Genomic DNA, 23,948 nt, shown 5'->3' with positions numbered 1-23,948 from the left:
AAATGTTGGCCAATATTGCGGCGGTTTCTTTAGGAGCGGCAGCGGGCGCGTGTTTGCGTTGGGGATTGGGTTTGTTGTTGGCTGATGCGGCAACGGCTTTTGCCGCGGGTACTTTGGTGGCAAACTGGTTGGGCGGGTTCGCTATCGGCGTGTTTGCCGGGTTGGACGGTGTTTGGCCGGGCATCACGCCGCAGCTGCGGCTCTTGGTGGTTACCGGTTTTCTCGGCGGGTTGACTACTTTTTCGGGGTTTTCGCTGGAAATCGTGGCGATGATGCAGCAGCAGCGTTATGCGGATGCGGCGGTGACCGTATCGCTACATTTGTTCGGCTCGCTGGTGTTAACCGCTTTGGGTATTTGGTGTGTGCATGCGTGGCGCGGGTAAGGGATTCTGAAATCGAAATGCCTGTCTGAAAATTTTTTCAGACAGGCATTTTTATTTCTATGAATCCGGGTGGTTATCTCTGCCGAATGTTGGTACGAAGCTTGAGTATGCCTGTCTGAAAAGATTTTGCACGCTGAAATATTTTTCAGACAGGCATGGTTATGAAACCGAAGCTTGCCGGTTGGGAATTTTCAAACCGAAGGTTTTGATCTGGCTGCGCTCGTCCAATTCTTTTACGGTTACTTCGAAGCCGTCGATATGAATACGGTCGCCGGAAACCGGCACGCTGCCGAAACGTTTGATAAAGAGTTCTACCAAGGTTTGCTCGGCATCGACATTATTCAGGTGCAGGCCGTAGGCGAAGGCAAGGTCGCCCACTTTGATGTCGGGGTTGAGGATGAATTCGCCGTAGAATTGTTGTTCGGTGGCGGTATCGCTGCGGGCGCTGAATTGTTCGGCAAACGCGTTGCCTTTGTTTTCCGGCAATACATACCAAGCAATATCGTTAACAGCCATTTTGGTTTGCATGTCTACCGGTACGGTTTCGCCGCGGCGGATCAGGGCAAATAAACGTCCTTCGTTGAATTCGGGATTGCGCGTCATTACATCGGGATGGCTGTCTTCGGCGTCGGAATTTTCGCCGACTTTAAACGATTGCAGTGATACGGCCAGGGCGTCCGATAACCAGATTTCACGGTGATATAAGGGTTCGGGGCGCGGCGGCAGCACCACTTTGAGTAGGCGGGCAACCACCGAAATGGTAGAGCCTTGAATCATCAGCGATAAAATCACCACGGCAAAGGCGACCTCAAATAATAGCTCGGATTGTGGTACACCCATGGTCAGCGGCATAATCGCCAGCGTGATCGGAACCGCGCCGCGCAGGCCTACCCAGCTGATATAGGCTTTTTCACGTTGGGTGTAGCGGAAGAATTTGAGGCTGGTCCATACCGCAATCGGTCGAGCCACCAAAGTAAGAAAAAAGGCGATTACCAATGCGTCTACACCGTGGTCAAGCAGACGGCTGGGGGTAACCAGCAGACCGAGTACTAAGAACATGCTGGCTTGGGCGAGCCAGGCCAAGCCGTCCATCACATTGAATACGTGCTCGATCGCACGGGTGTGTGAATTGCCGATAAAAACACCGGCCAGGTATACCGCGAGAAAGCCACTGCCGCCTAATAAGTTGGTAGATGCAAACAGCATCAGGCCGCCGGAAGCGACCAACAGGGCGTAGAGGCCGTCGGCCAGCCGGATTCTTGCCAACAGGCGTGCCAGCACTTTGCCGGCCAGCCAGCCCAATATCAGGCCGAGACCGAGTTGTTTGACCAGCAGCCAGCCGATGGTGAGCGCGTCGGCTTCCTGCGGCTGCATAATCATCATAATCAGGGCGGTAACCATCAGAATCGCCATCGGATCATTGCAGCCGCTTTCCAATTCCAGCGTGGCCATTACGCGTGAGTTGAGGCGCACGCCGCTGGTGCGCAGCAGCGAGAATACTGCGCCGGCATCGGTGGAGCCGACGATGGCGGCCATCAGCATGCCGTGTTTCCAGTCTACGCCGAGAAAGAGCGTAGCGAAAATACCGAGCAGGACAACGGTGGCGATTACGCCGTAGCTGGCGAGTACCGCTGAGGGTTTGAGTGCGATGCGGAAGCTGGAAAGATTGGTGCGCAAGCCGCCGTCGAGCAAAATCACGGCCAGTGCTAACTGGCCGATGGTGTTGGCGGCGGAGTAGTTATCGAACTTGATGCCGCCTATGCCTTGTTCGCCGGCGAGCATGCCGACGCCGAGAAATACCAGTAACAGCGGCATGCCGAGTTTGGTTGACGCCCGGGTCGCTATTACGCTGACAAACAGCAGCAAAGCGGTAATCAGAAATAAGAAATTGACACCGTCCACAATCCGTTATCCTTGTTATTGTGATCAAAAACATTAAACACGCGATTCTACCATTATTTGCTTGCTTCCGAAGGCAGTTTCCCAATGCGGCCGATTTTTCAGACAGGCATTATGCAACCGGAAAACTAACGGCGTTAAACGGTTTGGCAAGCTGCTATAATGTACGCTGTTTTTGTGAAAGATAAACCTCATGGCGAACCAGCGACTGATTTACGGCTTTCATGCCGTCAATGCCCGATTGTGGCAAAACCCGAAAAGCATTACCGAGCTTTATATTCAAGAAGGCAAAAACGATGCGCGTACCCGCGAAGTATTGGAAAAAGCGGCGGGCGAAAACGTGCGCGTACATTTTGCCGCAGCCGATAGGTTGAATACCATCAGCAAGGGGGCGCGCCATCAAGGCGTGGTCGGCTTTATCGATGCTTCGAAAAACCATGTTCATTTGGAAGACGTATTGGAAAATTTGAGCGAGCCGGCTTTGTTGCTGGTGCTGGACGGCATTACCGATCCGCACAACCTCGGTGCCTGCCTGCGTACTGCCGATGCGATGGGAGTGCATGCGGTGATTGCGCCGAAAGACAAAAGCGCCGGTTTGAATGCTACCGTCAGCAAAGTAGCCTGCGGTGCGGCGGAGACCGTGCCGTATATTACGGTGACCAATCTGGCGCGTACCTTACGCGAATTGAAAGAATACGGTATTTGGGTGGTGGGCACGGATATGGAAGGCGTAGCGGATCTTCACCATTACAGCGTGCCGCAAAGTGTGGCTTGGGTAATGGGCAACGAAGGCGAGGGCATGCGTCGCCTTACCCGCGAATTGTGCGACGAGTTGGTATCCATTCCAATGTTCGGTACGGTAGAGAGCATGAACGTATCGGTATCGGCAGGCATGGTGTTGAGCGAAACCCGCCGCCAGCGCAGCCTGATCGAAAAAACTTAAATATTTAAAAACATATACTTTACTGACCGTTCTGTTTTTTCAGACAGGCATTGTTTGAAACAATATTACAAATAATTGCAGGAAAAACTTTTCTATGGGATAAATTTTGCTATTATCCGTACCGATACCTTCTCAAACACAAACCGATGATTAAAATCCGACTTCCAAAAAAAGATCTTTACAGTTGGTTGAAAAAGCTGTGCGACAGCGGCGATCCGATAGCCACGCTGAACAGTTTGGTCGAGTGGTTGCGCCGCGGCGGCACGAAGCATGCGGCAGCCAGAACGGAAGAATTGTTGCAAACGCTGCATAACCATCCTGAACTGGCGCGCGAAATGGGGCGGCAGCTGTTTGGCTGGTTGGCCGTATTGCATATTTATCCTGCGTTGGTGACGCTGGGTATTTTTTCGCGCGAAGGCTTCGGCCGCGAGGCGGGCAAGCGTTTGTATGACCGGTTCAATCCGCCGCCGCGCGATCAGAAAAACCTGCGCGACGTCTTTTTGAGGCTGTTTTACCGGCAGCAAGACCGCGTTTGGTTGCAAACCATTCCGGGCATCCAATGGCAGCGGTTTTACCAATTGCTGATTGCCGGCCTGCCGGCCAATACCGCGCAAACCATACACCGCAAATGGTTGCACGATCAGCTGCACGCCATCGAAATGCTGGCGATTTGGATTGCCGCCGAAGAATTAGATCCCAACCTTATTCGTATCGATCCGAAACTGCTGGAAGTGGATTCGCCTTTTCTTGCGTTGAGCCGCGAAGTGTTCCGCTTGCTGGAGCATCTGCGTAGCGGAAATCCGGAACGTTTCGACGATGCCCATTTGCAGGTGATGTTGGACCAATCGGAGGCGCAGATTGATCGTTTGCGCAAGCGCGGTGCGGGGGCGGGTACCGGCTCTTCATTATCGGTAGCGCATTTGTTGGAACGTTTGGAGCAAACGCTGGACCGTTTGAAAGTTTTATTGGCGATTCAAACCGCCGAGAGCGAAGCCGTGCAAATCAGCCATACTTTGGATTTGCTGCATCATTTTGCCGGCTCGGCCGGTGAATCGCGCAGTATTTCGCTATTGTGGAAACGCAGTGTGAAAATGTTGGCGCGCAGTATCAGCCAGAACACCAGCGGCCGCGGCGAAAAATACATCACCACCAACCGCAGCGACTATTTTGCAATGTTACGCTCGGCGGCTCTCGGCGGGGTGTTGATTGCCTTGATGGCCTTGCTGAAACTCAAGTTGGGTATGATGGGGTTGAGCAAACTGCAGTATGCGGTTTTATCCAGTTTGGATTACGGCATCGGTTTTGCTTTGATTCATATGGTTCACGGTACGGTGGCCACCAAGCAGCCGGCCATGACCGCCTCCAATATTGCGCAGCAGATCGAACGCAGTAGCGACGATAGAACGATAGACCAGAAATTGGCCAAAATCAGCGTGGATTTAATCCGTTCGCAGGCCATTGCCGTGTTCGGAAATATGAGCGTGGCGATTTTGCTGGCTACGCTGATTACCTTTGTGCACGACTGGTACACCGGTTTGCCGATTTTATCGCAAGAGGTCACCGATAAGCAGTTTTTATCGGTGCTGCCTTTCAGTCAGCCGACGCTGATTTACGCGGCGATTGCCGGGGTGTGGTTGTTTTGCGCCGGAATCATTTCCGGCTTCTTCGACAACCGGGCCAATTATCTGAATATGCGGGAACGCTTGCGAGAGCACCCCTTGATGGTGAGGCTGTTGCCGGCCGGTTTGCGCGGCAAAGTGGCCGATTATCTGCATCAGAATTATGGCGCCCTGATGGGTAATTTTATTTTCGGCGTGATGCTCGGCAGTACCAGTTATGTCGGTTATCTGCTAGGGCTGCCGCTCGATATCCGCCATGTGGCTTTTTCTTCGGCCAATATCGCCTATGCGGCGGCGGTGGAGGAGATGTCCCCTTGGATATTTATGATTTATCTGGGCGGCGTTCTGTTGATCGGCATCGTCAACTTGTGGGTGAGCTTTGCTTTGACTTTATGGATTGCACTGCGTTCGCGCGATACGCACATCGGCAGTTTGGGTAAACTGGCCAAAAGCATTTGGCAGCAAATGGTTGCCAATCCGATGAGCCTGCTGTTTCCGGTGCAGGCGGCCGGCCAGATTATTAAGGAGCAACGGCAGCCGGAAAAAGCGGAAAGCAAAAATAAGGATACGGCGGAATAAACATACCTTACCGTCAACCAATGCCTGTCTGAAAAATTACGGATGCGGATTTTTCAGACAGGCATTGTTATTTGTCACTATAATTTAAGTGATATTTTAAATTGGCAAGAAAATAAGATGAAACAGGGGAAAATGCGGCTGATTCACGGCTTGGGCGCTTGGGTATGCGGGCTGGTGTTGTCGTTTTATTTACCTGCGCAAGCTTCTTGGCAGCTATGGGCAGTTGCGGCGTTGTTGCTGGCGGCGGTTGCCATGCGCTACCGCGCGGCTTTACTGCTCTTGATTGCACTTGCCGGCGCGGCGTGGGGCGTATGGAATACCGAAAGGGAGCTGGCGGCACAATGGCCGTTGAAGGAAACGGTTCAATCGTCGGACTTGCAAATACGGGTGACCGATTTACCGCAACGCGATGAGCGGCGGGTACGCTTTATCGCTGAAGCAAGCGACAGCAGCGGCCGCTCTTATCGTTTGCAGCTTTCTGATTACCAGCTGCGCGAATGGCCGGCCGGCAGCCGTTGGCAAGTAATGGCACGGGTTCGTGCGCCTCTGGGCGAATTGAACGGCGCCGGTTTTGACCGTGAAGCATGGGCACTGGCCGCCGGGTTGGACGGTTCGGGTACCCTTGGCAAGGAAAGGCGGCTGTTGACACAAGCGGACTGGCGGGACGGTTGGTTGCTGCTTCGGCAAAACTTAAGTGCGAATTGGCAGCGGATAGACGGGGCAGACGAGGGCGCGGCATTGATGCGGGCGTTGGGCTTGGGCGAACAAAATGCGTTGCCGCAAACGGCGTGGCAGGCATTCCGGCCTTTGGGGCTGAATCATTTGGTGAGCATTTCCGGTTTGCACATCAGTATGGTCGCGCTGATGGCGGCGTGGATTGCGAACCGGTTATTGCGTGTATCGCCATGGCTGCCTTCGCGCCCGCGCAGTGTGGTGTTGTTATCCGGCTTGCTCGGTGCTTTTGCCTATACCGCGTTGGCAGGATTTCCGGTACCCGCTTTGCGCTCTTTATGGATGCTGGCGGTACTGGCTTGGTTTTGGTGGCGGCGCGGTGCGCAATCGGCTTGGCTGGCTTGGTGGTTGGCGTTGGCCGTGGTGTTAACGGTTTATCCGCCCTCGGCATTGGGCGTCGGCACTTGGCTGTCATTCGGATTGGTGGCCGCCTTGTTGTGGGCGGGTTCTTGGCGTTTGCAGGAGCGCGCTTGGAAAATCGCCGTGCGTGCGCAGTGGGCGGCAACCTTGATGACCATCGTATTGGTGGGAGAGCGCTTTTCTGCTGTTCCTTTGCTCAGCCCTTTGGTCAATGCTTTGGCGATTCCTTGGTTTTCTTGGGTACTCACGCCTCTGGCGCTGTTGGCTTCTTTTTTGCCGTTTTATCCTTTGCAATGGCTGGCCGCGCAGCTGGCCCAATACACCATGGATATATTGTATTGGCTGGCGCCTTATGCGCCGGAATGGGGCGTAACGGCGGCTCCTTGGCCTTTATGGCTGCTGGCAGTCGTATCGGTATTCATCATCTTGTTGCCGCGCGGGTTGGCTTTGAAACCGTTAGCTTGGCTGATATTGGCGGGATTTATGTTGTACCGGCCGCCTAAGCCTTTGCCGGGCGAAGTGCGCGCAACGGTATGGGATATCGGGCAAGGTTTGGCGGTGAGCGTGGAAACTCAAAACCATGTGCTGTTGTTCGATACGGCTACCGCCGAAATGGCACAGATGAATCTGATTCCGAATTTACATGCCCAAGGCTGGCGGCGGTTGGATGCGTTGGTGTTGTCTCATCATGATAACGATCACGACGGCGGTTTCGAGGCAGTAGCCCAACGTTTTCAAGCGGATAGCGTTTGGGCGGGGCAGCCCGAATTTTACCCCGGCGCCCGCTTGTGCAGCGACGGTATCCGCTGGCAATGGGATGGTGTGCATTTCGAGTTTCTGCGCCCTGCAGGAACTTTCAAAGCAGATAATGACCAAAGTTGTATTTTGCGGGTGGTTGCCAATGGCCAGGCTTTGTTGATAACCGGCGATTTGGGATTGGCCGGTGAAGAGTCATTGGCAAGCCGGTACGGCAGCGGCTTATACAGCCAGGTGCTGGTGTTGGGGCACCATGGCAGCGCTTCGTCTTCTTCGGGCATGTTTTTGGATGCGGTATCGCCACGTTGGGCGATTGCTTCCAGCGGTTTTGCCAACCACTACCGTCATCCGGCCGAAGAAACGCAAATTCGCTTGAAACTGCGGGGCATCGAATTGTTGAGAACCGATTACCAGGGAGCTTGGCGCGTCGAACTGGGCAGTGGGTCGCAACCGAAAATCACACCATTGGTTTTCAGACAGGCCTATTGGCATAAGAAGCCTTTTGATTTGGATTTCCAGCAATGAGCCATCACGCTCCTGCTTTTATTAATCAACAGAATTTATGAAAAATAAATATACAATAGCTTCATAAAGAAACAATTTGTTTATTTATATTTTCTAATATTAATTTTTGTAAAAACTAAAAATAAAGTTTTTATTTTACAAGTGACTATATTCCCCTGTGCAACCTTTTGCTGTTTGAGTACTCTCTATTTTCAATAGTTTATGATGGCTAAATGCCTGATAAATCTCGTTTATGGAGAAATGCTGATGATGCAAAAGGATGTTTCATTTAATCCTCGCGAATATTCAACTGCTCAAACAGATACTGCTCTTGATCAGGAAACGGCAGCAGACGGTGTTGTCGCTAATGAATATCTCAATCAAGACTATGTCTATGTCGGCGAACATGCAGATACCGGTTTTGCCGCCATTCAAAACATTCCCCTGAATACTGAAGAAATCATGTGGACGGCGTATGCGGATCCCTATCGCCAATATGCCGCTACCGGAGCAGAAACTGCCGAAACGGCTTCTGATACGGCTTTGCTTGCCGCCGATGTGGGTGCAGAAAATCCCTCTTCCGGAACTCAAGCCGCTTGGTGGTTAGCAGGCGGTACTTTATTGGCTGCCGGTATTTTGGGCGCAACGGCATTCAAAGACGATGACGATGATGCCAATACAACCGATAGCACCGCCACACTAAGCAATGCAGACACCGGCAATACGGGTACAACAGCGACAAATACAGAGGCCGTAAGCAATACGGAAACTGAAAACACCGCAGCTACTGAATCTGCAACAGATGATAGCGATACCAGTACCGTTGCCGCCGAAACCACCGATACTGCAAGCAATACGGCGGAAACGGAAAATACGACGGTATCCGAAACCGACACATCGGCAACAACAAACGAAACAACAGTAACTACCGCAGCGCAAACTCCAGCAGCGACCGCTTCGGAAACCACGGCAAACGACAATGCCGCCGATACCGCTTCAAGTTCAACAGATGAAATCGCATCGGCCGGTTTAAGTGCCCGTAGCGCTACCATCGAGCTTAATGAAGGCTTGGGTAGCGACAAAGTACTGAGCAATAGCGACGGGTTGGTTACGCTCAGCGGCAGTTTGTCTGCCGGTGACAGCACTTTACAAAACTATCTGTCGCAAGGTTGGATCAGCCAATTGCAAATTACCATCGGCGACAAAACTTATCTGGCTGATGTTGACGCCGATAGTTTGACTTACCGCTTTCAAGCGCAAGCGGCTGATTTGGCGGCAGCGGCCGGTAGCAGCATAGGCATTGCATTTGTTGAAAGCCCGGTAGATTCGCTGGAAGGTACTGCACTTGCCGATACCTACCTACTGAACCAAGGCCTGCCTACCGCCGACACTTCAGCCATCGAGGTCAGTCTGCAAGATAATATCGATGGTGCCGTTATTTCCGGCAGTTCGGGTAGCTACACCGTATCCGACACCTTCAGCGATACCACCGTTATCGGCGGCAGCATCAGCGGTGCAGAAACCGGTGATACGGTTGAATTAATCGTCAATAATCAAACCTATACCGCTACGGTGGCGGAGGACGGTCATTTCAGCGCAGCGGTCAGCACAGCCGATTTAAGCACCGACAGCGATAAACAGATTGAAGCACGCCTGCTCGACAGCAGCGGCAATACCGTTGCACAAAGCAGTGAAGCTTACGCGGTTGCCGCATCACCCGAGGGCGGCAACGGCAATATCAGTGCACAAAGCGAGCTGCCGTATTTTATTAACGCACTGAATAACGCCGCCACCGCACAAGGTTATCTTGGCGAGAGCAGCAAATGGGCCGGTGTCGGCAGTGCGTTGAACATTAGCTATGCTTTTGACGGCGGCAGCGGCATCGACCGCCAGAGTGGTGCGGCTTTGGGCAACAGCCTGGCTTTCAGCAGCCAGCAGATGAGCGATATCAAAGCTTTATTATCGAAGCTTACGCAATACGCCAACATCACCTTTACCGAAGCCGAAAATGCCGATAGCGCGGATTTGGTATTTTATCTGGATGATTTGAGTACCGTAGGCCTGGATGATTCTTACGGCTACGCCTACACCGGCGGCGACGTACATTTTTCATCTACTCTCTACAGCGCCGACGATGCCTTCAGCCAAGGCGACGGCCCGATGACCGTATTGCACGAAACCCTGCACAGCTTGGGCTTCGAACACCCGTTCGAGGTAGGCGACAACAACAGCGAAACGCTTTCCGAGCAGGAAAACAGTACCGAATTTACGCTGATGTCGTACAACTTCGATGATTTGGCCAAAACCGACGACTTGCGCGTGTTCGACCTTGCCGCCCTGCATTACAACTATGGCGTGAACACTTCGCAACGCAGCGGCAACGACGTTTATACATTCAATGCCTTCAACCGCGGCACATCCGACGGCAGTATTTATATATGGGACGGCGCGGGTGTCGATACCTTCGACGCCGCTTCCGCCGAAGCGGGCGTTACCGTTAACCTCACGCCCGGTTCTTGGAACTACATCGGCGAAAAAAGCCAGTATCTGGCCGCCACCGGTACCGAAACCGTTGATTACGCCACACTGCTCGGCGTTTCCGCCGACAGTACCATTATCGACGGTTGGAATACCGCCACCAATTCCGCCAACTACGTAACCGGTACCCAACAAGCGGTATATGCCACCGGACAATCGTTTATCGGCTACGGTACCCAGATTGAAAACCTGATCGGTTCCGCCCATAACGACAACCTCACCGGTAACGATGCCGACAACCAAATCGAAGGCGGTGAAGGTACCGACACCATCGCCGGCGGTTTGGGTAACGACAGCCTGATTGGCGGCGCCGGCGATGACAATATGAGCGGCGGGCAGGGCAACGATATTTATTATGTAGACAGCAGCGGCGATAGCGTAACCGAACAAGCCGGCGAAGGTAGCGACACCGTATACAGCAGCGTGGATTACACTTTGGCCGCCAATTTGGAAAACCTGATGTTGCTCGGTTCTGCCAATATCCGCGGTACGGGCAACGATGGCGACAACCTCATCAGCGGCAACGGCGGCAGCAATTGGCTCAAAGGCGGTCTGGGTAACGACACCTTAACCGGCGGCGCCGGCGCCGATTATTTCGTGTTCGACGACTTGCTCGGCGGCGGTACCGATACCATTACCGATTTCAGCTACGGCAGCGACAAAATCGTACTCAGCAGCCTGCTGTTCGACGAAGCCGATCTCAATCTCAGCGGCTTTCTGGCTTTCGGCGACGACCAAATCAACGCCGATACCCGCCTGATTTACAACAGCAGCGAACAAAGTCTGGCTTATGATGCCGACGGTTCGGGCAGCGCCGCCGCCGTTACCTTCGCCGGCGTGTCGTTGGACGAACAGATTAATGCCGCCAATCTGATCAGCTTGGTCTAACGTTTTACAGGCGGCAAGCCGCCAGTTTGAATAAAATGCCTGTCTGAAAACTTTTTTCAGACAGGCATTTGTGTTTAAAAAGCTTTTACGGCAGATTTGCCATATGAAATTTTGCAAGCCGTTTCGGCATCTTAAAAAATGCGTCATGCTCGGGCTTGACCTGAGCATCTGGTTTTTAAGAAGAAATAACAGATACTCGGGTCAAGCCCGAGTATGACAAAATATTAATCAACTCAGGATTAAAACGGCTTTTTGCAAAGGCCAAAGCCTATGCCTGTCTGAAAACTTTTTTTCAGACAGGCATTTGTGTTTAAAAAGCTTTTAACGGCAGATTTGCCTATGGAATTTGCAAGCCGTTTCGGCATCTTAAAAAATGTGTCATGCTCGGGCTTGACCCGAGCATCTTTTTGTTTTGAAAGAAAAAGCCGATACTCGGGGTAAGCCCGAGTATAACGAGATATCAATAAATTCAGGATTAAAAAGTTTTTTGCAAAGGTCTCAGGCATATTGAAAGTTGCCGGCAAAATTGTTGTCTCGAAAGGGGAAATGTTATAATAGCCCGTTTTTAAAGAAAAATTTTTTATGAATATCGCCGCCGCCATCCTGATTATCCTGCTGCTGATTCTTATCAGCGCCTTCGTTTCCAGCGCCGAAATCGCGCTGGCCTCCTCGCGCAAAATCAAATTGCAGCTGATGGGCAAAGAAGGCGACACCCGCGCGCTTGACGTACTCAAGATGCAGGAGCAGCCCGGCAGCTTCATCACCGTGGTGCAAATCGGCCTCAATACCGTAGCGATTCTGGCCGGTATCGTCGGCGAAGCCGCCGTACGCCCTTATCTGGATGAACTGCTTGCCGGTATGCCGTGGGCCGCCACCGTCGCATCGCTGCTTTCTTTCTCTCTGCTTACCGGCAGCTTTATTCTGTTTGCCGACTTGATGCCCAAACAATTTGCCATGGGTAACCCGGAAAAAGTTGCCGTACGGGTGGTGCGTCCGATGTTGTTGCTGATTTTTCTGCTCAAACCTTTCGTATGGATATTCGACGGCTTGGCGCGCTTGCTGTTCAAGATGCTCAATATTTCCACTGTGCGCCAAGAGCAGCTCACTTCCGAAGACATTTATGCGGTGATGGATGCCGGCGCACAGGCCGGCGTGCTGAAAAAGCAGGAACACTATCTGATTGAAAACGTGTTTGAAATGCAGGAGCGCACCGTTACCTCCACCATGAACAGCCGAGAATCCATCGTTTATTTCGACAAACACGATACCGGCGAGCAAGTACTGGAAACGATGGCGGCCAATCCGCACAGCAAGTTTCTGGTGTGCGACGGTGACTTGGAACACGTTATCGGCTACATCGAATCGCATGCACTGCTTACCTTGTTTTTAAAAGAAGAAAACGTTCGGCTGACCGACAAACGCGTGCTGCGCAAAGCGCTGTTTATTCCCGATACGCTCTCTTTGTTCGACGTGTTGGAAACCTTCAAAACCTCGGGCGAAGATTTTGCGGTGATTGTTAACGAATACGCCTTAGTGGTCGGCCTGGTTACCTTGAAAGACGTGATGAGCATCGTGATGGGCGAATTGGTGAACACCGAGGAAGAGTCCCAAATCATCCGCCGTTCGGAAGATACCTGGCTGGTAGACGGTGCCACCCCGCTCGAAGATGTGATGCGCGCGTTGGATATCGAAGAATTTCCCCATTCTGAAAATTACGAAACCATTGCCGGTTTTATGATGTACTCCCTGCGCAAAGTACCCAAACGCACCGATTATGTGGTGTACGGCCGCTATAAATTCGAAGTGATCGATACCGAAAACTTCAAAATCGACCAATTGCTGGTGTCTTTGCAAAAGCAGGATTAAACCTCTTGGGCGCTGCTTGGCTCGAATGCCTGTCTGAAAAGTTTCCGACCGCTTGTGATGCGCAATATCAGCCCTCATATCGGCCTGCATCAGCGGATATCGAAAGAAACCAAAAACAGTTTTCAGACAGGCATTCGCCTTTTTCTGCTGCCGGGTATTGCTATTCTGTGCAAAGGGCTTATCATGGCGGCTGTTTTTATAGTTTGATAATAATTGAATCAGAGACTTTATGATTACCGTCAACACCTTGCAAAAAATGAAAGCACAGGGCGAGAAAATCGCGATGCTTACGTGTTATGAGGCCAGTTTTGCCGCCCTGATGAACAGTGCGGGCGTGGATGTGCTGCTGGTGGGCGATTCGCTCGGCATGGTGGTACAGGGGCATGATTCGACGCTGCCGGTGAGTTTGCAGGAAATGTGCTACCACACTTCGGCGGTGGCGCGCGGCAACAGCGGGGCGATGATTCTGGCCGATTTGCCGTTCGGCGCGTATCAGGCAAGCAAAGAGCAGGCGTTTGCCGCTTCGGCCCAATTGATGGCGGCGGGTGCGCACATGGTGAAACTGGAAGGCGGCGTGTGGATGGCGGAAACCACCGAATTTCTGCAAATGCGCGGTATTCCGGTATGTGCCCACATCGGGCTGACCCCGCAGTCGGTAAATGCTTTCGGCGGCTACCGGGTGCAGGGCAAGGGCGATGTGGCGGCACAGGCGCTGCTGAACGATGCCAAGGCGCACGATAACGCGGGCGCGGCAATGATTTTAATGGAATGCGTACCGGCGCAATTGGGCAAACAGGTAACCGAAAGCGTTGCCTGCCCCACCATCGGCATCGGCGCAGGTGCGGATTGCGACGGCCAAGTGTTGGTAATGCACGATATGCTGGGGATTTTCCCGGGCAAAACCGCGCGTTTCGTGAAGAATTTTATGGCCGGCCAATCCAGCATCCAAGAGGCCGTAAAAGCTTATGTAGAAGCGGTGAAAGGGAAAACTTTTCCGGCGGCGGAACATACGTTTTAATACCGGTTTGATCTCAGACCGAAACATGCCTGTCTGAAAAACATATCCTGTCTTTTCAGACAGGCATACTCTTTGAAACTTGAAAAGGATAAGCAAGCGATGCAAATTATTCATGGCATTGCCCAATTGCGCGAATGGCGCAAAACTGCCGGCCGGGTGGCTTTTGTGCCGACCATGGGCAATCTGCACGAAGGCCATCTGGCCTTGGTGCGCGAAGCGAAACGGCATGCCGATGCGGTGGTGGTGAGTATTTTCGTCAACCGCCTGCAATTCGGGCAGGGCGAGGATTTTGATAAATATCCGCGCACCCTTCAGCAAGATGCCGACAAGCTCGAAGGCGAGGGCGTGGCGGTGGTGTTCGCGCCCGATGAGAAAGAACTCTATCCGCGCGTACAGCAGCAATACAATGTCGAGCCGCCTCATTTGCAAAACGAATTGTGCGGTGCTTACCGCCCCGGTCATTTCCGCGGCGTGGCCACTGTGGTGACCAAATTATTCAATATCGTCGAGGCAGATGTGGCCTGTTTCGGTAAAAAAGATTATCAGCAGCTCACCATCATTCAGGGCATGGTGGACGATTTGAATATGAATATTCAGATTATTCCGGTGGATACCGGCCGCGCGGCAGACGGGCTGGCTTTATCCAGCCGCAACCAGTATTTAAGCGAAGCCGAGCGCGCCGAAGCACCGCGTTTGTACCGCGAACTCTCGCAAATGGCTCAAGCGATTGCCGGGGGCAATGTGAATTATGCCGAGCTGGAAAGCCAAGCGACAGCGAATTTGCAGGGGGGCGGTTGGCAAGTGGATTATGTGGAAGTGCGCCATGCCGGCAACCTGCAGGTGGCGCATGCGGGCGACAAACATGTGGTGATCGTGGCGGCCGCAAGATTGGGCAGTACGCGCCTGATTGATAATATCGAAGTGTTTATCGATTAACCGGCTTGGAGAATTCTGATCCGGATTGAAAACCTAGGGCGGGGAACAGGATTTCCCGCCTTATGTTTTATGTTGAAATATCATGACTACAATGAATTATATTTTGAGTGATTTGATGTGAATATATGCCTTTAAAAATCAATCAAAATGAAGTGCGGCTATTGTCTGTTGCGGGCGGGTATTTTATATTTATAGTTGAAAAGAATAAAAACTCGAACAGAGAAGAATCAACCAGATTGCTTCGTAAGAAAGGTAAAAATAAAACAATCTGGCGGCTGAAAGGCAACGGTTTGCCGAGGCCGGAAAACTGAGTAAGGAGAAAACAAGATGCAGCCGGATAAAAATATTCAACCCGATCACTTTGCCGTCAGAACCGCGTTATGGAGGGCCATGCATGTGTTGGCCGACGCACCGCCCCATATTTTGACTGATAACATCGGTTTGAAATTGGTAGCGCCGGAAGGTCAATGGCGCCAGCGGCCGGATATGGGCTTGCATTTTACGCGGCGCGTACGCGCTTCGGTGGTGGCGCAGAGCCGTTTGGCCGAAGAGGTGGTGGAAGAAAATTATCGGCAGGGTGTGTATCAATATGTATTGATCGGGGCGGGTTTGGATACTTTCGCCCAACGCCGTTCGGCGGAAATGAAAGATTTACAGATATTCGAAGTGGACGAAGCCGGCGTACAAACTTGGAAGCAGCAGCGTTTGCAGGCCATCGGTGCGGAAAAAACGGAAGGGCTGCATTTTGTAACCGCTGATGCCGAACGGGGAGAGTGGCTGGCACCTTTATTAAAAGCCGGATTCGATGAAAAAAAACCGGCGGTGGTGGCGGTGTTGGGGTTGGGTTTGTTTCTTGGACAACAGGCGATAAGTATGTTGCTAAAACAGATTGCCGGTTTAGCCAAAGGTTCGCAACTGCTGCTGTCTTATTTGTTGCCGTTGGAGTCGGTAATGCCGGCCGATAAGGCGGTATGGAAAGTTTTCGGCAAAGGAGCGCGTCATTACGGTATGCCGGAACCTTGCTTCTTTTCGGCTGAAGATATGGGTTTGTTGGCCGCAGCGGCAGGTTTTGAAGCAGTACAGACGATTAGTGCGCAAGATTTGGACGAACGCTATTTTGCCAATCGAGGCGATCGTTTGAGCCCGGCCAGCGGCGCTGAGGTTTTATGGGCAAAGGTTTAGAAGCATGTCGGATTAACTTAATCTCCGGCTATGGTATTGCTTGATGCCAAAAATAAGTTACCTCAGAAAATAACCCTTGATGACAAATGCCTGTCTGAAAATTTTAGCTTGGCCATAACGCGCAAGCTTTTTCAGACAGGCATTTTTTTATAGCGGATTTAATTAACTGAGACCTTTGCAAAAAATTTGTTAATCCTGAATTTATTGATATCTCGTCATACTCGGGCTCGACCCGAGTATCTGCTTTTTCTTCTCAAACAAATATAGCAGATTTAATTACTTCGATACAAGGCAGCAAGCCGCAGACAGTACAAGTAGTACGGCAAGGCGCAGCAACGCCGTAGCGAAAGTTAAGTTAATCTGCTATAAATGCTCGGGTCAAGCCCGAGCATGACGCCAGTGTTTTCAGGTATCAAAAAGAATTTTGCAAAGGTCTCTAACTTTCGCTGCGGCGTTGCTGCGCCTTAGCTCGAAGAGAAGAATTTTGTCAGCCGCTAAAGCGGCAACAGAATCGGTTTCATACATGTGTACTGTCTGCGGTTTGCTGTCTTGTATCGAAAATGTGCGAATTCGCCATAAGGGTTGTTTTTTAGCCTTCGGAACCGTTCTGCTCTTCCTGCGCGGCTTTGTAGGCACGCAAAAATTCTAGTGCGGCGGCTTGTTCGGCTTCGTTGCCGTATTTTAAATCGCGCTGTGCGCGGCGGTAGGCAGCTTTGGCTTGGGCGGCTTTGACTTGTTGCTCGCGATAATCTTCGCGGTTGGCCGGTACGGTACGTTGGGTGTGCATGGCTTGTGCACGGGACATGGCTTGTGCGATTAGGGCGGCCGGGTTGAGGGTGGCCGCAGTAGCAGCAGGTTCGGCTTTGCGTTCGATAGCGGCGGCGCGCGCTTTGAATTGCGCTTGTTTGGCTGCTTCGGCCTGTTCCAAGCGTTGGGTACGCCGCTGGTAGCGCACGCGGGCATGGCCAGCGGCGGCAAAGCGCTCGTTGCTGAGGTTGTCGGAGAGATAGTGCGCCTGCGGCAGAAATTCGTTTGTAACCGGCTGCATGTGGATGCAGTCGACCGGGCAGGGCGGAATACACAGGCCGCAACCGGTACATTCTTCGGCAATTACGGTATGCATCTGCTTGGTTGCGCCGAAAATGGCATCAACCGGGCAGGCGCGGATGCAGGCGGTGCAGCCGATGCAAACCGTTTCGTCTATCCAGGCCAGAGCGGTTTGCTGGGTCTTGGCCGGTTCAAGTACTGAACGCCCCAGTAATCCGGCAATATCAACGGCAACGGCATGGCCGCCGGGTGCGCAGAGATTGCCGGCCGCACTGCCTTCGGCCAAGGCCTCGGCATAGGGCATACAGCCGGAATAACCGCATTCGCGGCATTGGGTTTGCGGCAAAATCCGGTCGATACGTTGGGCCAGAGTATTCATATTCGGGTAAGGGGAGGCAAAAGTAAGAATTGAATTATAGAGGATAAAAGAATGCCTGTCTGAAAGCCTTGAATGCGGATTTTCAGACAGGCATTTTTGATGAAAGACTATTTAAACTTAAGCTTTCTCTTTCTGGCCCATTTTCGCGCGGACGATTTCGTAAACCATCGGCATTACCGAAATGATGATGATGGCAATCACCACCATGCCGAAGTTGTTTTTCACAAACGGCAGGTCGCCGAAGAAATAGCCGGCGTAAGAGAGCGAGACCACCCACAGCAGCGCGCCGACGACGTTATAGTGCAGAAAACGGCCGTAGTGCATTTTGCCCATACCGGCTACAAACGGCGCGAAGGTGCGTACAATCGGTACGAAACGGGCGATGATGATGGTTTTGCCGCCGTATTTTTCGTAAAACTTATGCGTTTTTTCCAGATATTCCTGCTTGAAAATCTTAGAATTGGGATTGGAAAACAGCTTTTCACCGAAATACTTGCCGATCATGAAATTAACGGCATCGCCGATAATGGCGGCGGCCAATAAAATCACTACCATCAAATGGATGTTCATATTGCCCAGCGCCGCTATGGCGCCGGCGGCAAACAGCAGCGAATCGCCGGGTAGGAAGGGGGTAACCACCAGGCCGGTTTCGCAGAAAATAATTAAAAACAAAATGGCATAAATCCAAACGCCGTATTCGGCAGAGAGGGTTTGCAGGTGTTGGTCGATGTGCAGAATAAAATCAATCAGGTCTGTAATCACGATATTCTCTTATTGGGGTTGAAGATAAACTCTTGATGCTTTTGTTTATTTTTTGTAGAAAAGCAGGGTGTAAAACAGCTCTCGGGCCGGTTTTGAAATAACCCAGTATTTTATATCAAAAAAGCGGCAGGTCAATTTTTAACCGATAAACGCAGTTTCTTCCCGCTGTGCGCGAAAAACACGTAAAATTAAGCCGATTTCCACCCATTCTTTTTCAAGGCCGTGACCCAGCTTACCTTCGATTTTGCCAGCCGGAATTATCCCGGTTTTGATAAATTCCTCGGCGATGCCAATGGCGAGCTGCTGTATGTTTTGCAACAGCAGCAGGCGCCGTTTGTGTACGTTTGGGGGCAGAAGGGCTCCGGTAAAAGCCATTTGCTGCGCGCTTGGGTCGGTCAAGCGGTTGCGGCGGGGCACGAGGCGGTTTACCTTGATGCGGCTTCAGGCTGGCGGCAAGCGGCGTTTGATGCCGAATATTTGGCGGTAGACCAGGTTGACCGGCTCGACGAAACAGGTCAGGCCGAATTGTTTGCCGTATTCAACCGCAACCGCAATCAAAACAGCGGGTTGCTGCTCTTGAGTGCTGATGTGCCACCGCCGCAGTTGGCGATACGGGAAGATTTGCGCACCCGTATGGGCTATTGCTTGGTTTACGATGTTAAACCACTTAATGATCAGGAAAAGGTCGATGCGCTCACCAGCATGGCGCATGCGCGCCAGTTGGGCATTGATCCCGAAGTGTTTCCTTATCTGCTCACCCATTGGCGGCGCGACATCGACAGCCTGCTCTCGATGCTGGAAACGCTGGAACACTATTCTCTTACCGTCGGGCGGCGCATCACCTTGCCGCTTGTGCGCGAACTGCTGAAACAACAGGAAAATTCATGACCAATCTAGCCATTTTTGACCTCGACAACACCTTAATCAACACCGATTCGGATAACAGCTGGCCGCAATATCTGATGAAAAAAGGCGTGGTGGACGCCGAATATGTGCGCACGCGCAACGACAAATTCTATCAGGATTATAAAAACGGCTGCCTCGATATCGATGAATTTCTCGCCTTCCAACTCGAGCCTTTAAGCCGGTTCAGCAAAGAAGAGCTGGCACAAATGCACCGCGAATTTACCGAAGAGTTCATTCAGCCGCACATTACCGGCATGGCTAAAATGCTGGTAGACAGCCACCGCGAAGCCGGCGATCAGCTGTTGGTGATTTCGTCTACCAACGAATTTATCATTACCCCGATTTCTCATTTGTTCGGCATTACCGAAGTGATCGGCACTTCGCTGGAAACCGGTGCCGACGGCCGTTATACCGGCCGCTATGTCGGCACACCGAGCTTGAAAGAAGGCAAGATTACCCGTCTCGAACAATGGCTGGCCGCGCGTGGCGAAACGCTGGCCGATTACGGCAAAAGCTATTTTTACAGCGATTCGCATAATGATTTGCCGCTGTTGCGTTATGTGAGCGACCCGGTGGCGGTGAATCCCGACGAAATTCTGTTGCGCGAAGCCTCGGAAAAAGGCTGGCCGGTGTTGAATTTTATTTAAGGCGGAATTTCTATGGCCGCCAAATACAAACCCTGTTTGGTTTTTACCACCGCCGCCGATCAAGCGGAGGCTAGCCGCATCGGCGAAGCGCTGTTACAACAAGGCTTGGCCGCGTGCGTACAGTATGAAAACATCCGCAGCCAATATATCTGGCAAGGAGAGTTGTGCAGCGACGACGAAGTGAGGCTAACCGTTAAAACCTCGCGCCACCTTTACCGCGCCGTTGAGAAAACCATCCGCCGGGAGCACAGCTACGATTGCCCGCAAATCATTATGCAGCCCTTGGCAGGCGGTTATAAAGCCTATCTGGAATGGGCGAAAGCGCTGTTGCGCCGGTAAGCTTCGGTTTATTTTGTTGCAATGCCTGTCTGAAAAATTTTTGTAAAAGGTTTTTCAGACAGGCATATTTATGCGGTTTAAAGCATCATGTAAAATGAATGATTCGTATGTTAGCGGGAGTGATGCGATGACGGTTTATGCGGTTGCCCATATTGTTCATCTGTTTTGCGCGATTGTTTTTGTCGGCGGAGTATTTTTTGAAATGCTGGTGTTGAGCGCGATACACGGCAAGCAGGTGTCGGGCGGGGCGCGCAAAGAAGTGGAGCGCGCTATTTCGCGCCGTGCGGTACGGGTGATGCCTTGGGTGGTAATCGGTTTGTTCGCATCCGGTTTGGTGATGGCGCACCGTTATGCGGCGGTATTTAGTAATCCGCTGGCCTCGTCGTTTTCGATACAGTTGAGCTTGAAAGTGCTGCTGGCGTTTAGCGTGCTGCTGCATTTTGTGGTGGCGGTGAGCAAGATGCGGCGCGGAACGCTGACGGCGGCATGGTCGAAATACATACACCGCGCGGTATTTTGCCATATGTTGTTGATTGTATTATTGGCCAAAACGATGTTTTATTGGTCGTGGTAGGGGGGACATGAAATAACAATGCCTGTCTGAAAGCGAATGTTTTCAGACAGGCATTATTGTATCGGGCAAGTTGGTTTAAATAGTAGATAAACCTATTTTTAAATCAATATTATAGCCCTGCTTTTCATCACCGCTCACTTCGGCCATTTGCAATTGGTAGCCGTCGCCGAATACGTTGTCGCTGTCTAAGCTGATGTGGCCGAGGTTGGCGAGGCTGCTGCCGTAAGCGCTGTGTGCATAGACTTGCCGGCAGGCGGCTTCGGGCAGGGCGAGCTGCGAGGTTTTCAATTTATAGGCCGAGTCGGTGGCTTGTTCGGCGCTGGGGTAGATTTCAAAGTGGATGTGCGGCCAGCGGCCGGCGTAGCAGCCGGGAAAGATGCTGGTGAATTGTACGTTGCCTGCTTGGTCGGCACTTTGAACGCCGCGCAGGAAGTCTTCTTTCAGCAGGCCGTCGGAATACATGGAATAGCGGCCGTCGGCTGTGCAGTGCCAGATGTAGACGGCGTAACCGGCCAGCGGGGTGCAGCCGCCGGTATTGACCAATTGCAAATTGATGCGCACGGGAATGCCGCCGGCAATGGCTCCCGTACTGCTGCGGGTGAGGTCGCTGCGCATTTTGTCGCTTCGGGCGAGGAAGTTGGGCGTTTCGCCGCCGGCGTTCAATTGCATCGGCATTTCGCCGGGAGGAGGATTGCCTCCGGGCGGCGGACCGTCGGGGCGGCCTTGTGCCATCGGATTGGAACCGTCGGCCGGATAGGGGCCTGCGGTTTCTTCGGGAATGATCGGGCAGCTTAGGGCTTTGGTGACATGCTTTTGTGCACAGGCGCTAACGGTCAACAGGCTAAGACCGCCGAGTATCAGGTTGCGGCGGCGGCTGTCGGGTTGAGTATGGTTATCGGCGGGTGTGTTTTTATTCATGGCGGTTTGTTCCTGAAAATTACGGCAGAGGCAGTGTATCCGTTTGTATTGATGGTCTTAATCTAAGATGGGTTGGCAAGGAGATAAGTTCTGCTCAGATTGGATGTTAAGCGTGATAAAGCCGGATGATTGGAGCGGCATTTTCAATTGCGGCATCGTTGTTGACTTATCTTAAAGCAATTTGATTCGCTATAGCGAATTAACTTTCGCTACGGCGTTGCTGCGCCTTGCCGTACTATTTGTACTGTCTGTGGCTTGCTGCCTTGTATCGAAGTAATTTAATCTGCTATATAGAAAAGCCGATGCCTGTCTGAAAAAATTTTCGTTTTGCACAAAAAGGGTAAAACCATTTTCAGACAGGCATTACTTTATCTATTAAGGATTCGGCCTTATCCCAAACCGATGGCGCCGACTACCTGTACCACGATAATCTTCAATATCGTCATCGAGGGGAAAATCATTGCATAGCCGATATCCGGTTTGTCGGTGCCGACCGTACGGCTGGTGAAAGCCAGAATCGCCGGATTGCCGGTGGCGCCGGAAACCACGCCGGCAGCCAAGTCGAACGGGATTTTAAATACATAAACCGTCATTATCAGTACGGAAATGGTGAGCACAGCCACAATCAGCGCGCCCAGCAACAGGTAAATCAAGCCGTTTTGGGTAACCGTGTTGACAAAAGTTTGGCCGGACGACATGCCTACTTGTGCCAGAAACAAGGTGAGGCCGAAATTGCGGATGGCCAGATTGGCCTGTATCGGCATTGCCCACACAAAACCGCCGGTACGCCGCCGCATGCCGAGAAACAGTGCCACGACCAACAGGCCGGCGAAGCCGAAGGTGAAACGGCCCAGGCCGGGAATGTAAAACGGAATGGCACCCACCGCCAGGCCGAGCGCCGCGCCGACACCGATGGAAGCAAAGCCCAGTTCGCCGCCGGCGCGTACCGAGTCGCCGAACACGCGGCGCAGGTCGCGTATGTTTTCAATGGCGGCAAGCAGGCCGATCTGGTCGCCGATTTCCAGGCGTAAGTCCAGATTGGTGGTGATGTCTTCATCGTTGCGGCGCAGGTGCAGGATGCTGGTTTCGAATTTCAGCATTTGTTTGACTTCGCGGATGGTCTTGCCGGCCACTTTGGGGTTGGAGACAAACAGGCGCAGATAATCCAGCTCGCCGTGACTGCGCCGGAAAGTGTCGCCCACCCGTACCCCCAGCATTTTTTCCGCTTCCTGCAGGATGCTGCTGTCGACACCGGTAATCAGCACCACATCGCCCAGCGCCAGCTCGCCGTGCACTTCGGCCGAGTGGGTTTGACCGTCGCGGCTAACGGTAGAGGCGTCCACGCCTTGCGGCAGCCAGTTGGTGATTTCAGACAGGGTTTTGCCGACTACATAATTGTTTTCCACACGAACGGCATACATTTGCAGCGAAATCCGTTCCTGCGGCGCGACTTTGGGTTTGAACCAGGCGTTGTAGAGGCCCAGAATCAAAATCGGTACCGCCACACCCAGAGGATAGGCTACCGAATATCCGGTTGCCGGAATACTGTCGCCGGTAACCGCCATCGCCGCTTGCAAGGCTGAAGTGCTGGTACCCGCGCCGGCGAATGCGCCCATCGCTTCGGGCAGCGCTACGCCGGGGATGAATTGCACGGCCAGCAGCATGGTAAGTAATGCGAGCAGCACGCCGATTACCGAAGCGATATTGGCACGTATGCCTTCGCGGCTGGTTAAGCCTTTAAAAAAGTGGGCGCCGTACGCAATGCCGACGCCGTAGAGGAACAATAATAAGCCCAAGGCGCCGACGGTATTGGGAAGCGCAGACTTTGGGGCGATTGCGCCGACGGCCAGGCCGACGAACAATACGGCGCCGGATCCGAGCGAAAAGCCTTTGATGCTGACCGAGCCTAAACCGTAGCCCAGCGCAATGGTGATAAAAAGTGCCAACAAGGGTTGGGCGGCCAGAAAATCTGCAATCGCCGTCATACTCCGACTCCTTATATTTATTATGGTTAATCATTATGCATCGGAAATTTTAATACAAAACAAAGATGTAATGATTTGTAGTTTTATTTCATTTTAGCAATGTTTGCGTTAGGCCAAGAAAAACGGGCAATGCCTGAGAGCTTTGCAAAAAAATCGTTTTAATCCTGAATTGATCAATTTTTCGTCAT

General features: G+C 52.2%; 19 protein-coding genes. 13 read left to right on the top strand and 6 right to left on the bottom strand.

What is annotated here, in order from left to right:
* Positions 1–2 precede the first annotated feature (2 nt).
* On the top strand, positions 3–383 hold the full coding sequence (gene crcB, locus Q4C79_RS01400; RefSeq protein WP_303089265.1) for a fluoride efflux transporter CrcB: 381 nt from the start codon (positions 3–5) through the stop codon (positions 381–383).
* A 159-nt stretch (positions 384–542) separates the two neighbouring features.
* Here crcB and Q4C79_RS01395 read toward each other — a convergent pair whose 3' ends face one another.
* On the bottom strand, positions 543–2,285 hold the full coding sequence (locus Q4C79_RS01395) for a potassium/proton antiporter (protein ID WP_303089246.1): 1,743 nt from the start codon (positions 2,283–2,285) through the stop codon (positions 543–545).
* A gap of 190 nt (positions 2,286–2,475) precedes the next feature.
* Between Q4C79_RS01395 and rlmB the strand changes: the two genes are divergently transcribed.
* From rlmB to Q4C79_RS01375, 4 genes are all read left to right on the top strand, one after another.
* Positions 2,476–3,225, top strand: coding sequence for a 23S rRNA (guanosine(2251)-2'-O)-methyltransferase RlmB (rlmB, locus tag Q4C79_RS01390; RefSeq protein ID WP_303089245.1), 750 nt, complete (start codon positions 2,476–2,478; stop codon positions 3,223–3,225).
* Positions 3,226–3,371: 146 nt separating this feature from the next.
* A complete protein-coding gene (locus tag Q4C79_RS01385; protein WP_303089244.1) occupies positions 3,372–5,423 on the top strand; it encodes a site-specific recombinase in 2,052 nt (683 codons plus the stop codon).
* Between the two features lie 117 nt (positions 5,424–5,540).
* On the top strand, positions 5,541–7,796 hold the full coding sequence (locus tag Q4C79_RS01380) for a DNA internalization-related competence protein ComEC/Rec2 (protein ID WP_303089243.1): 2,256 nt from the start codon (positions 5,541–5,543) through the stop codon (positions 7,794–7,796).
* Between the two features lie 246 nt (positions 7,797–8,042).
* The gene (locus tag Q4C79_RS01375; RefSeq protein WP_303089242.1) at positions 8,043–11,201 is read left to right on the top strand and encodes a hypothetical protein; all 3,159 of its coding nucleotides are present in this window, start codon (positions 8,043–8,045) and stop codon (positions 11,199–11,201) included.
* A 239-nt stretch (positions 11,202–11,440) separates the two neighbouring features.
* Here Q4C79_RS01375 and Q4C79_RS01370 read toward each other — a convergent pair whose 3' ends face one another.
* A complete protein-coding gene (locus Q4C79_RS01370; protein ID WP_303089241.1) occupies positions 11,441–11,803 on the bottom strand; it encodes a hypothetical protein in 363 nt (120 codons plus the stop codon).
* On the opposite strand from Q4C79_RS01370, the gene Q4C79_RS01365 reads away from it, so the two are divergent.
* The 4 genes from Q4C79_RS01365 to Q4C79_RS01350 all read left to right on the top strand — a co-directional run bounded on the left by Q4C79_RS01365 (position 11,784) and on the right by Q4C79_RS01350 (position 16,203).
* The gene (locus Q4C79_RS01365) at positions 11,784–13,067 is read left to right on the top strand and encodes a hemolysin family protein (RefSeq protein WP_303089240.1); all 1,284 of its coding nucleotides are present in this window, start codon (positions 11,784–11,786) and stop codon (positions 13,065–13,067) included. The two genes, Q4C79_RS01370 and Q4C79_RS01365, sit on opposite strands and share 20 nt — an antisense overlap.
* A 229-nt stretch (positions 13,068–13,296) precedes the next feature.
* A complete protein-coding gene (gene panB, locus Q4C79_RS01360; RefSeq protein WP_303089239.1) occupies positions 13,297–14,085 on the top strand; it encodes a 3-methyl-2-oxobutanoate hydroxymethyltransferase in 789 nt (262 codons plus the stop codon).
* Positions 14,086–14,184: 99 nt separating this feature from the next.
* Positions 14,185–15,021 (top strand): pantoate--beta-alanine ligase, encoded by an 837-nt coding sequence (gene panC / locus Q4C79_RS01355; protein ID WP_303089238.1) that lies wholly within the window; start codon positions 14,185–14,187, stop codon positions 15,019–15,021.
* A 327-nt stretch (positions 15,022–15,348) separates the two neighbouring features.
* Complete coding sequence (locus tag Q4C79_RS01350) at positions 15,349–16,203, top strand: class I SAM-dependent methyltransferase (RefSeq protein WP_303089237.1); 855 nt, start codon at positions 15,349–15,351, stop codon at positions 16,201–16,203.
* A gap of 589 nt (positions 16,204–16,792) precedes the next feature.
* Here the strand turns inward: Q4C79_RS01350 and Q4C79_RS01345 are convergent.
* A complete protein-coding gene (locus tag Q4C79_RS01345; RefSeq protein ID WP_303089264.1) occupies positions 16,793–17,659 on the bottom strand; it encodes an RnfABCDGE type electron transport complex subunit B in 867 nt (288 codons plus the stop codon).
* Positions 17,660–17,746: 87 nt separating this feature from the next.
* Entirely contained in the window at positions 17,747–18,391 is a 645-nt protein-coding gene (locus tag Q4C79_RS01340; RefSeq protein ID WP_303089236.1) for a DedA family protein, read from the bottom strand.
* 222 nt (positions 18,392–18,613) lie between these two features.
* Here Q4C79_RS01340 and hda point away from each other — a divergent pair, with 222 nt between their 5' ends.
* The 4 genes from hda to Q4C79_RS01320 all read left to right on the top strand — a co-directional run bounded on the left by hda (position 18,614) and on the right by Q4C79_RS01320 (position 20,857).
* On the top strand, positions 18,614–19,279 hold the full coding sequence (hda, locus tag Q4C79_RS01335; protein WP_303089235.1) for a DnaA regulatory inactivator Hda: 666 nt from the start codon (positions 18,614–18,616) through the stop codon (positions 19,277–19,279).
* The gene (locus Q4C79_RS01330) at positions 19,276–19,944 is read left to right on the top strand and encodes an HAD family phosphatase (protein ID WP_303089234.1); all 669 of its coding nucleotides are present in this window, start codon (positions 19,276–19,278) and stop codon (positions 19,942–19,944) included. The genes hda and Q4C79_RS01330 overlap by 4 nt, the downstream gene beginning before the upstream one ends.
* 12 nt (positions 19,945–19,956) lie before the next feature.
* Positions 19,957–20,283: a divalent-cation tolerance protein CutA gene (gene cutA, locus Q4C79_RS01325; protein WP_303089233.1), complete on the top strand. Its 327-nt coding sequence runs from the start codon at positions 19,957–19,959 to the stop codon at positions 20,281–20,283.
* A 127-nt stretch (positions 20,284–20,410) separates the two neighbouring features.
* Positions 20,411–20,857 carry a CopD family copper resistance protein gene (locus tag Q4C79_RS01320; protein ID WP_303089263.1) on the top strand — a complete coding sequence of 149 codons (447 nt, stop codon included), beginning with the start codon at positions 20,411–20,413 and terminating at the stop codon, positions 20,855–20,857.
* Positions 20,858–20,932: 75 nt separating this feature from the next.
* Here Q4C79_RS01320 and Q4C79_RS01315 read toward each other — a convergent pair whose 3' ends face one another.
* Together Q4C79_RS01315 and Q4C79_RS01310 are read right to left on the bottom strand one after the other, a co-directional pair.
* Positions 20,933–21,775 (bottom strand): intradiol ring-cleavage dioxygenase, encoded by an 843-nt coding sequence (locus tag Q4C79_RS01315; RefSeq protein WP_303089232.1) that lies wholly within the window; start codon positions 21,773–21,775, stop codon positions 20,933–20,935.
* Positions 21,776–22,164: 389 nt separating this feature from the next.
* Positions 22,165–23,760, bottom strand: a complete 1,596-nt coding sequence (locus tag Q4C79_RS01310; protein ID WP_303089231.1) for an aspartate:alanine exchanger family transporter — start codon at positions 23,758–23,760, stop codon at positions 22,165–22,167.
* Positions 23,761–23,948: the final 188 nt, after the last annotated feature.

This window comes from Neisseria sp. (genome assembly GCF_030523955.1).
Classification (GTDB): domain Bacteria; phylum Pseudomonadota; class Gammaproteobacteria; order Burkholderiales; family Neisseriaceae; genus Neisseria.
Note: the sequence above shows the minus strand (reverse complement) of the source record. Positions and strands in the feature narration are given on the sequence as shown.

Excerpts from the sequence above, each read along its gene's own strand:
- Q4C79_RS01380 (WP_303089243.1), top strand. The coding sequence starts at position 5,541 with ATGAAACAGGGGAAAATGCGGCTGATTCACGGCTTGGGCGCTTGGGTA.
- panC (WP_303089238.1), top strand. The coding sequence starts at position 14,185 with ATGCAAATTATTCATGGCATTGCCCAATTGCGCGAATGGCGCAAAACT.
- cutA (WP_303089233.1), top strand. The coding sequence starts at position 19,957 with ATGGCCGCCAAATACAAACCCTGTTTGGTTTTTACCACCGCCGCCGAT.
- Q4C79_RS01310 (WP_303089231.1), bottom strand. The coding sequence starts at position 23,760 with ATGACGGCGATTGCAGATTTTCTGGCCGCCCAACCCTTGTTGGCACTT.
- Q4C79_RS01330 (WP_303089234.1), top strand. The coding sequence starts at position 19,276 with ATGACCAATCTAGCCATTTTTGACCTCGACAACACCTTAATCAACACC.
- Q4C79_RS01315 (WP_303089232.1), bottom strand. The coding sequence starts at position 21,775 with ATGAATAAAAACACACCCGCCGATAACCATACTCAACCCGACAGCCGC.
- Q4C79_RS01350 (WP_303089237.1), top strand. The coding sequence starts at position 15,349 with ATGCAGCCGGATAAAAATATTCAACCCGATCACTTTGCCGTCAGAACC.
- Q4C79_RS01375 (WP_303089242.1), top strand. The coding sequence starts at position 8,043 with ATGATGCAAAAGGATGTTTCATTTAATCCTCGCGAATATTCAACTGCT.
- Q4C79_RS01320 (WP_303089263.1), top strand. The coding sequence starts at position 20,411 with ATGACGGTTTATGCGGTTGCCCATATTGTTCATCTGTTTTGCGCGATT.
- rlmB (WP_303089245.1), top strand. The coding sequence starts at position 2,476 with ATGGCGAACCAGCGACTGATTTACGGCTTTCATGCCGTCAATGCCCGA.
- Q4C79_RS01385 (WP_303089244.1), top strand. The coding sequence starts at position 3,372 with ATGATTAAAATCCGACTTCCAAAAAAAGATCTTTACAGTTGGTTGAAA.
- Q4C79_RS01370 (WP_303089241.1), bottom strand. The coding sequence starts at position 11,803 with ATGGCGGCGGCGATATTCATAAAAAATTTTTCTTTAAAAACGGGCTAT.
- panB (WP_303089239.1), top strand. The coding sequence starts at position 13,297 with ATGATTACCGTCAACACCTTGCAAAAAATGAAAGCACAGGGCGAGAAA.
- Q4C79_RS01365 (WP_303089240.1), top strand. The coding sequence starts at position 11,784 with ATGAATATCGCCGCCGCCATCCTGATTATCCTGCTGCTGATTCTTATC.
- crcB (WP_303089265.1), top strand. The coding sequence starts at position 3 with ATGTTGGCCAATATTGCGGCGGTTTCTTTAGGAGCGGCAGCGGGCGCG.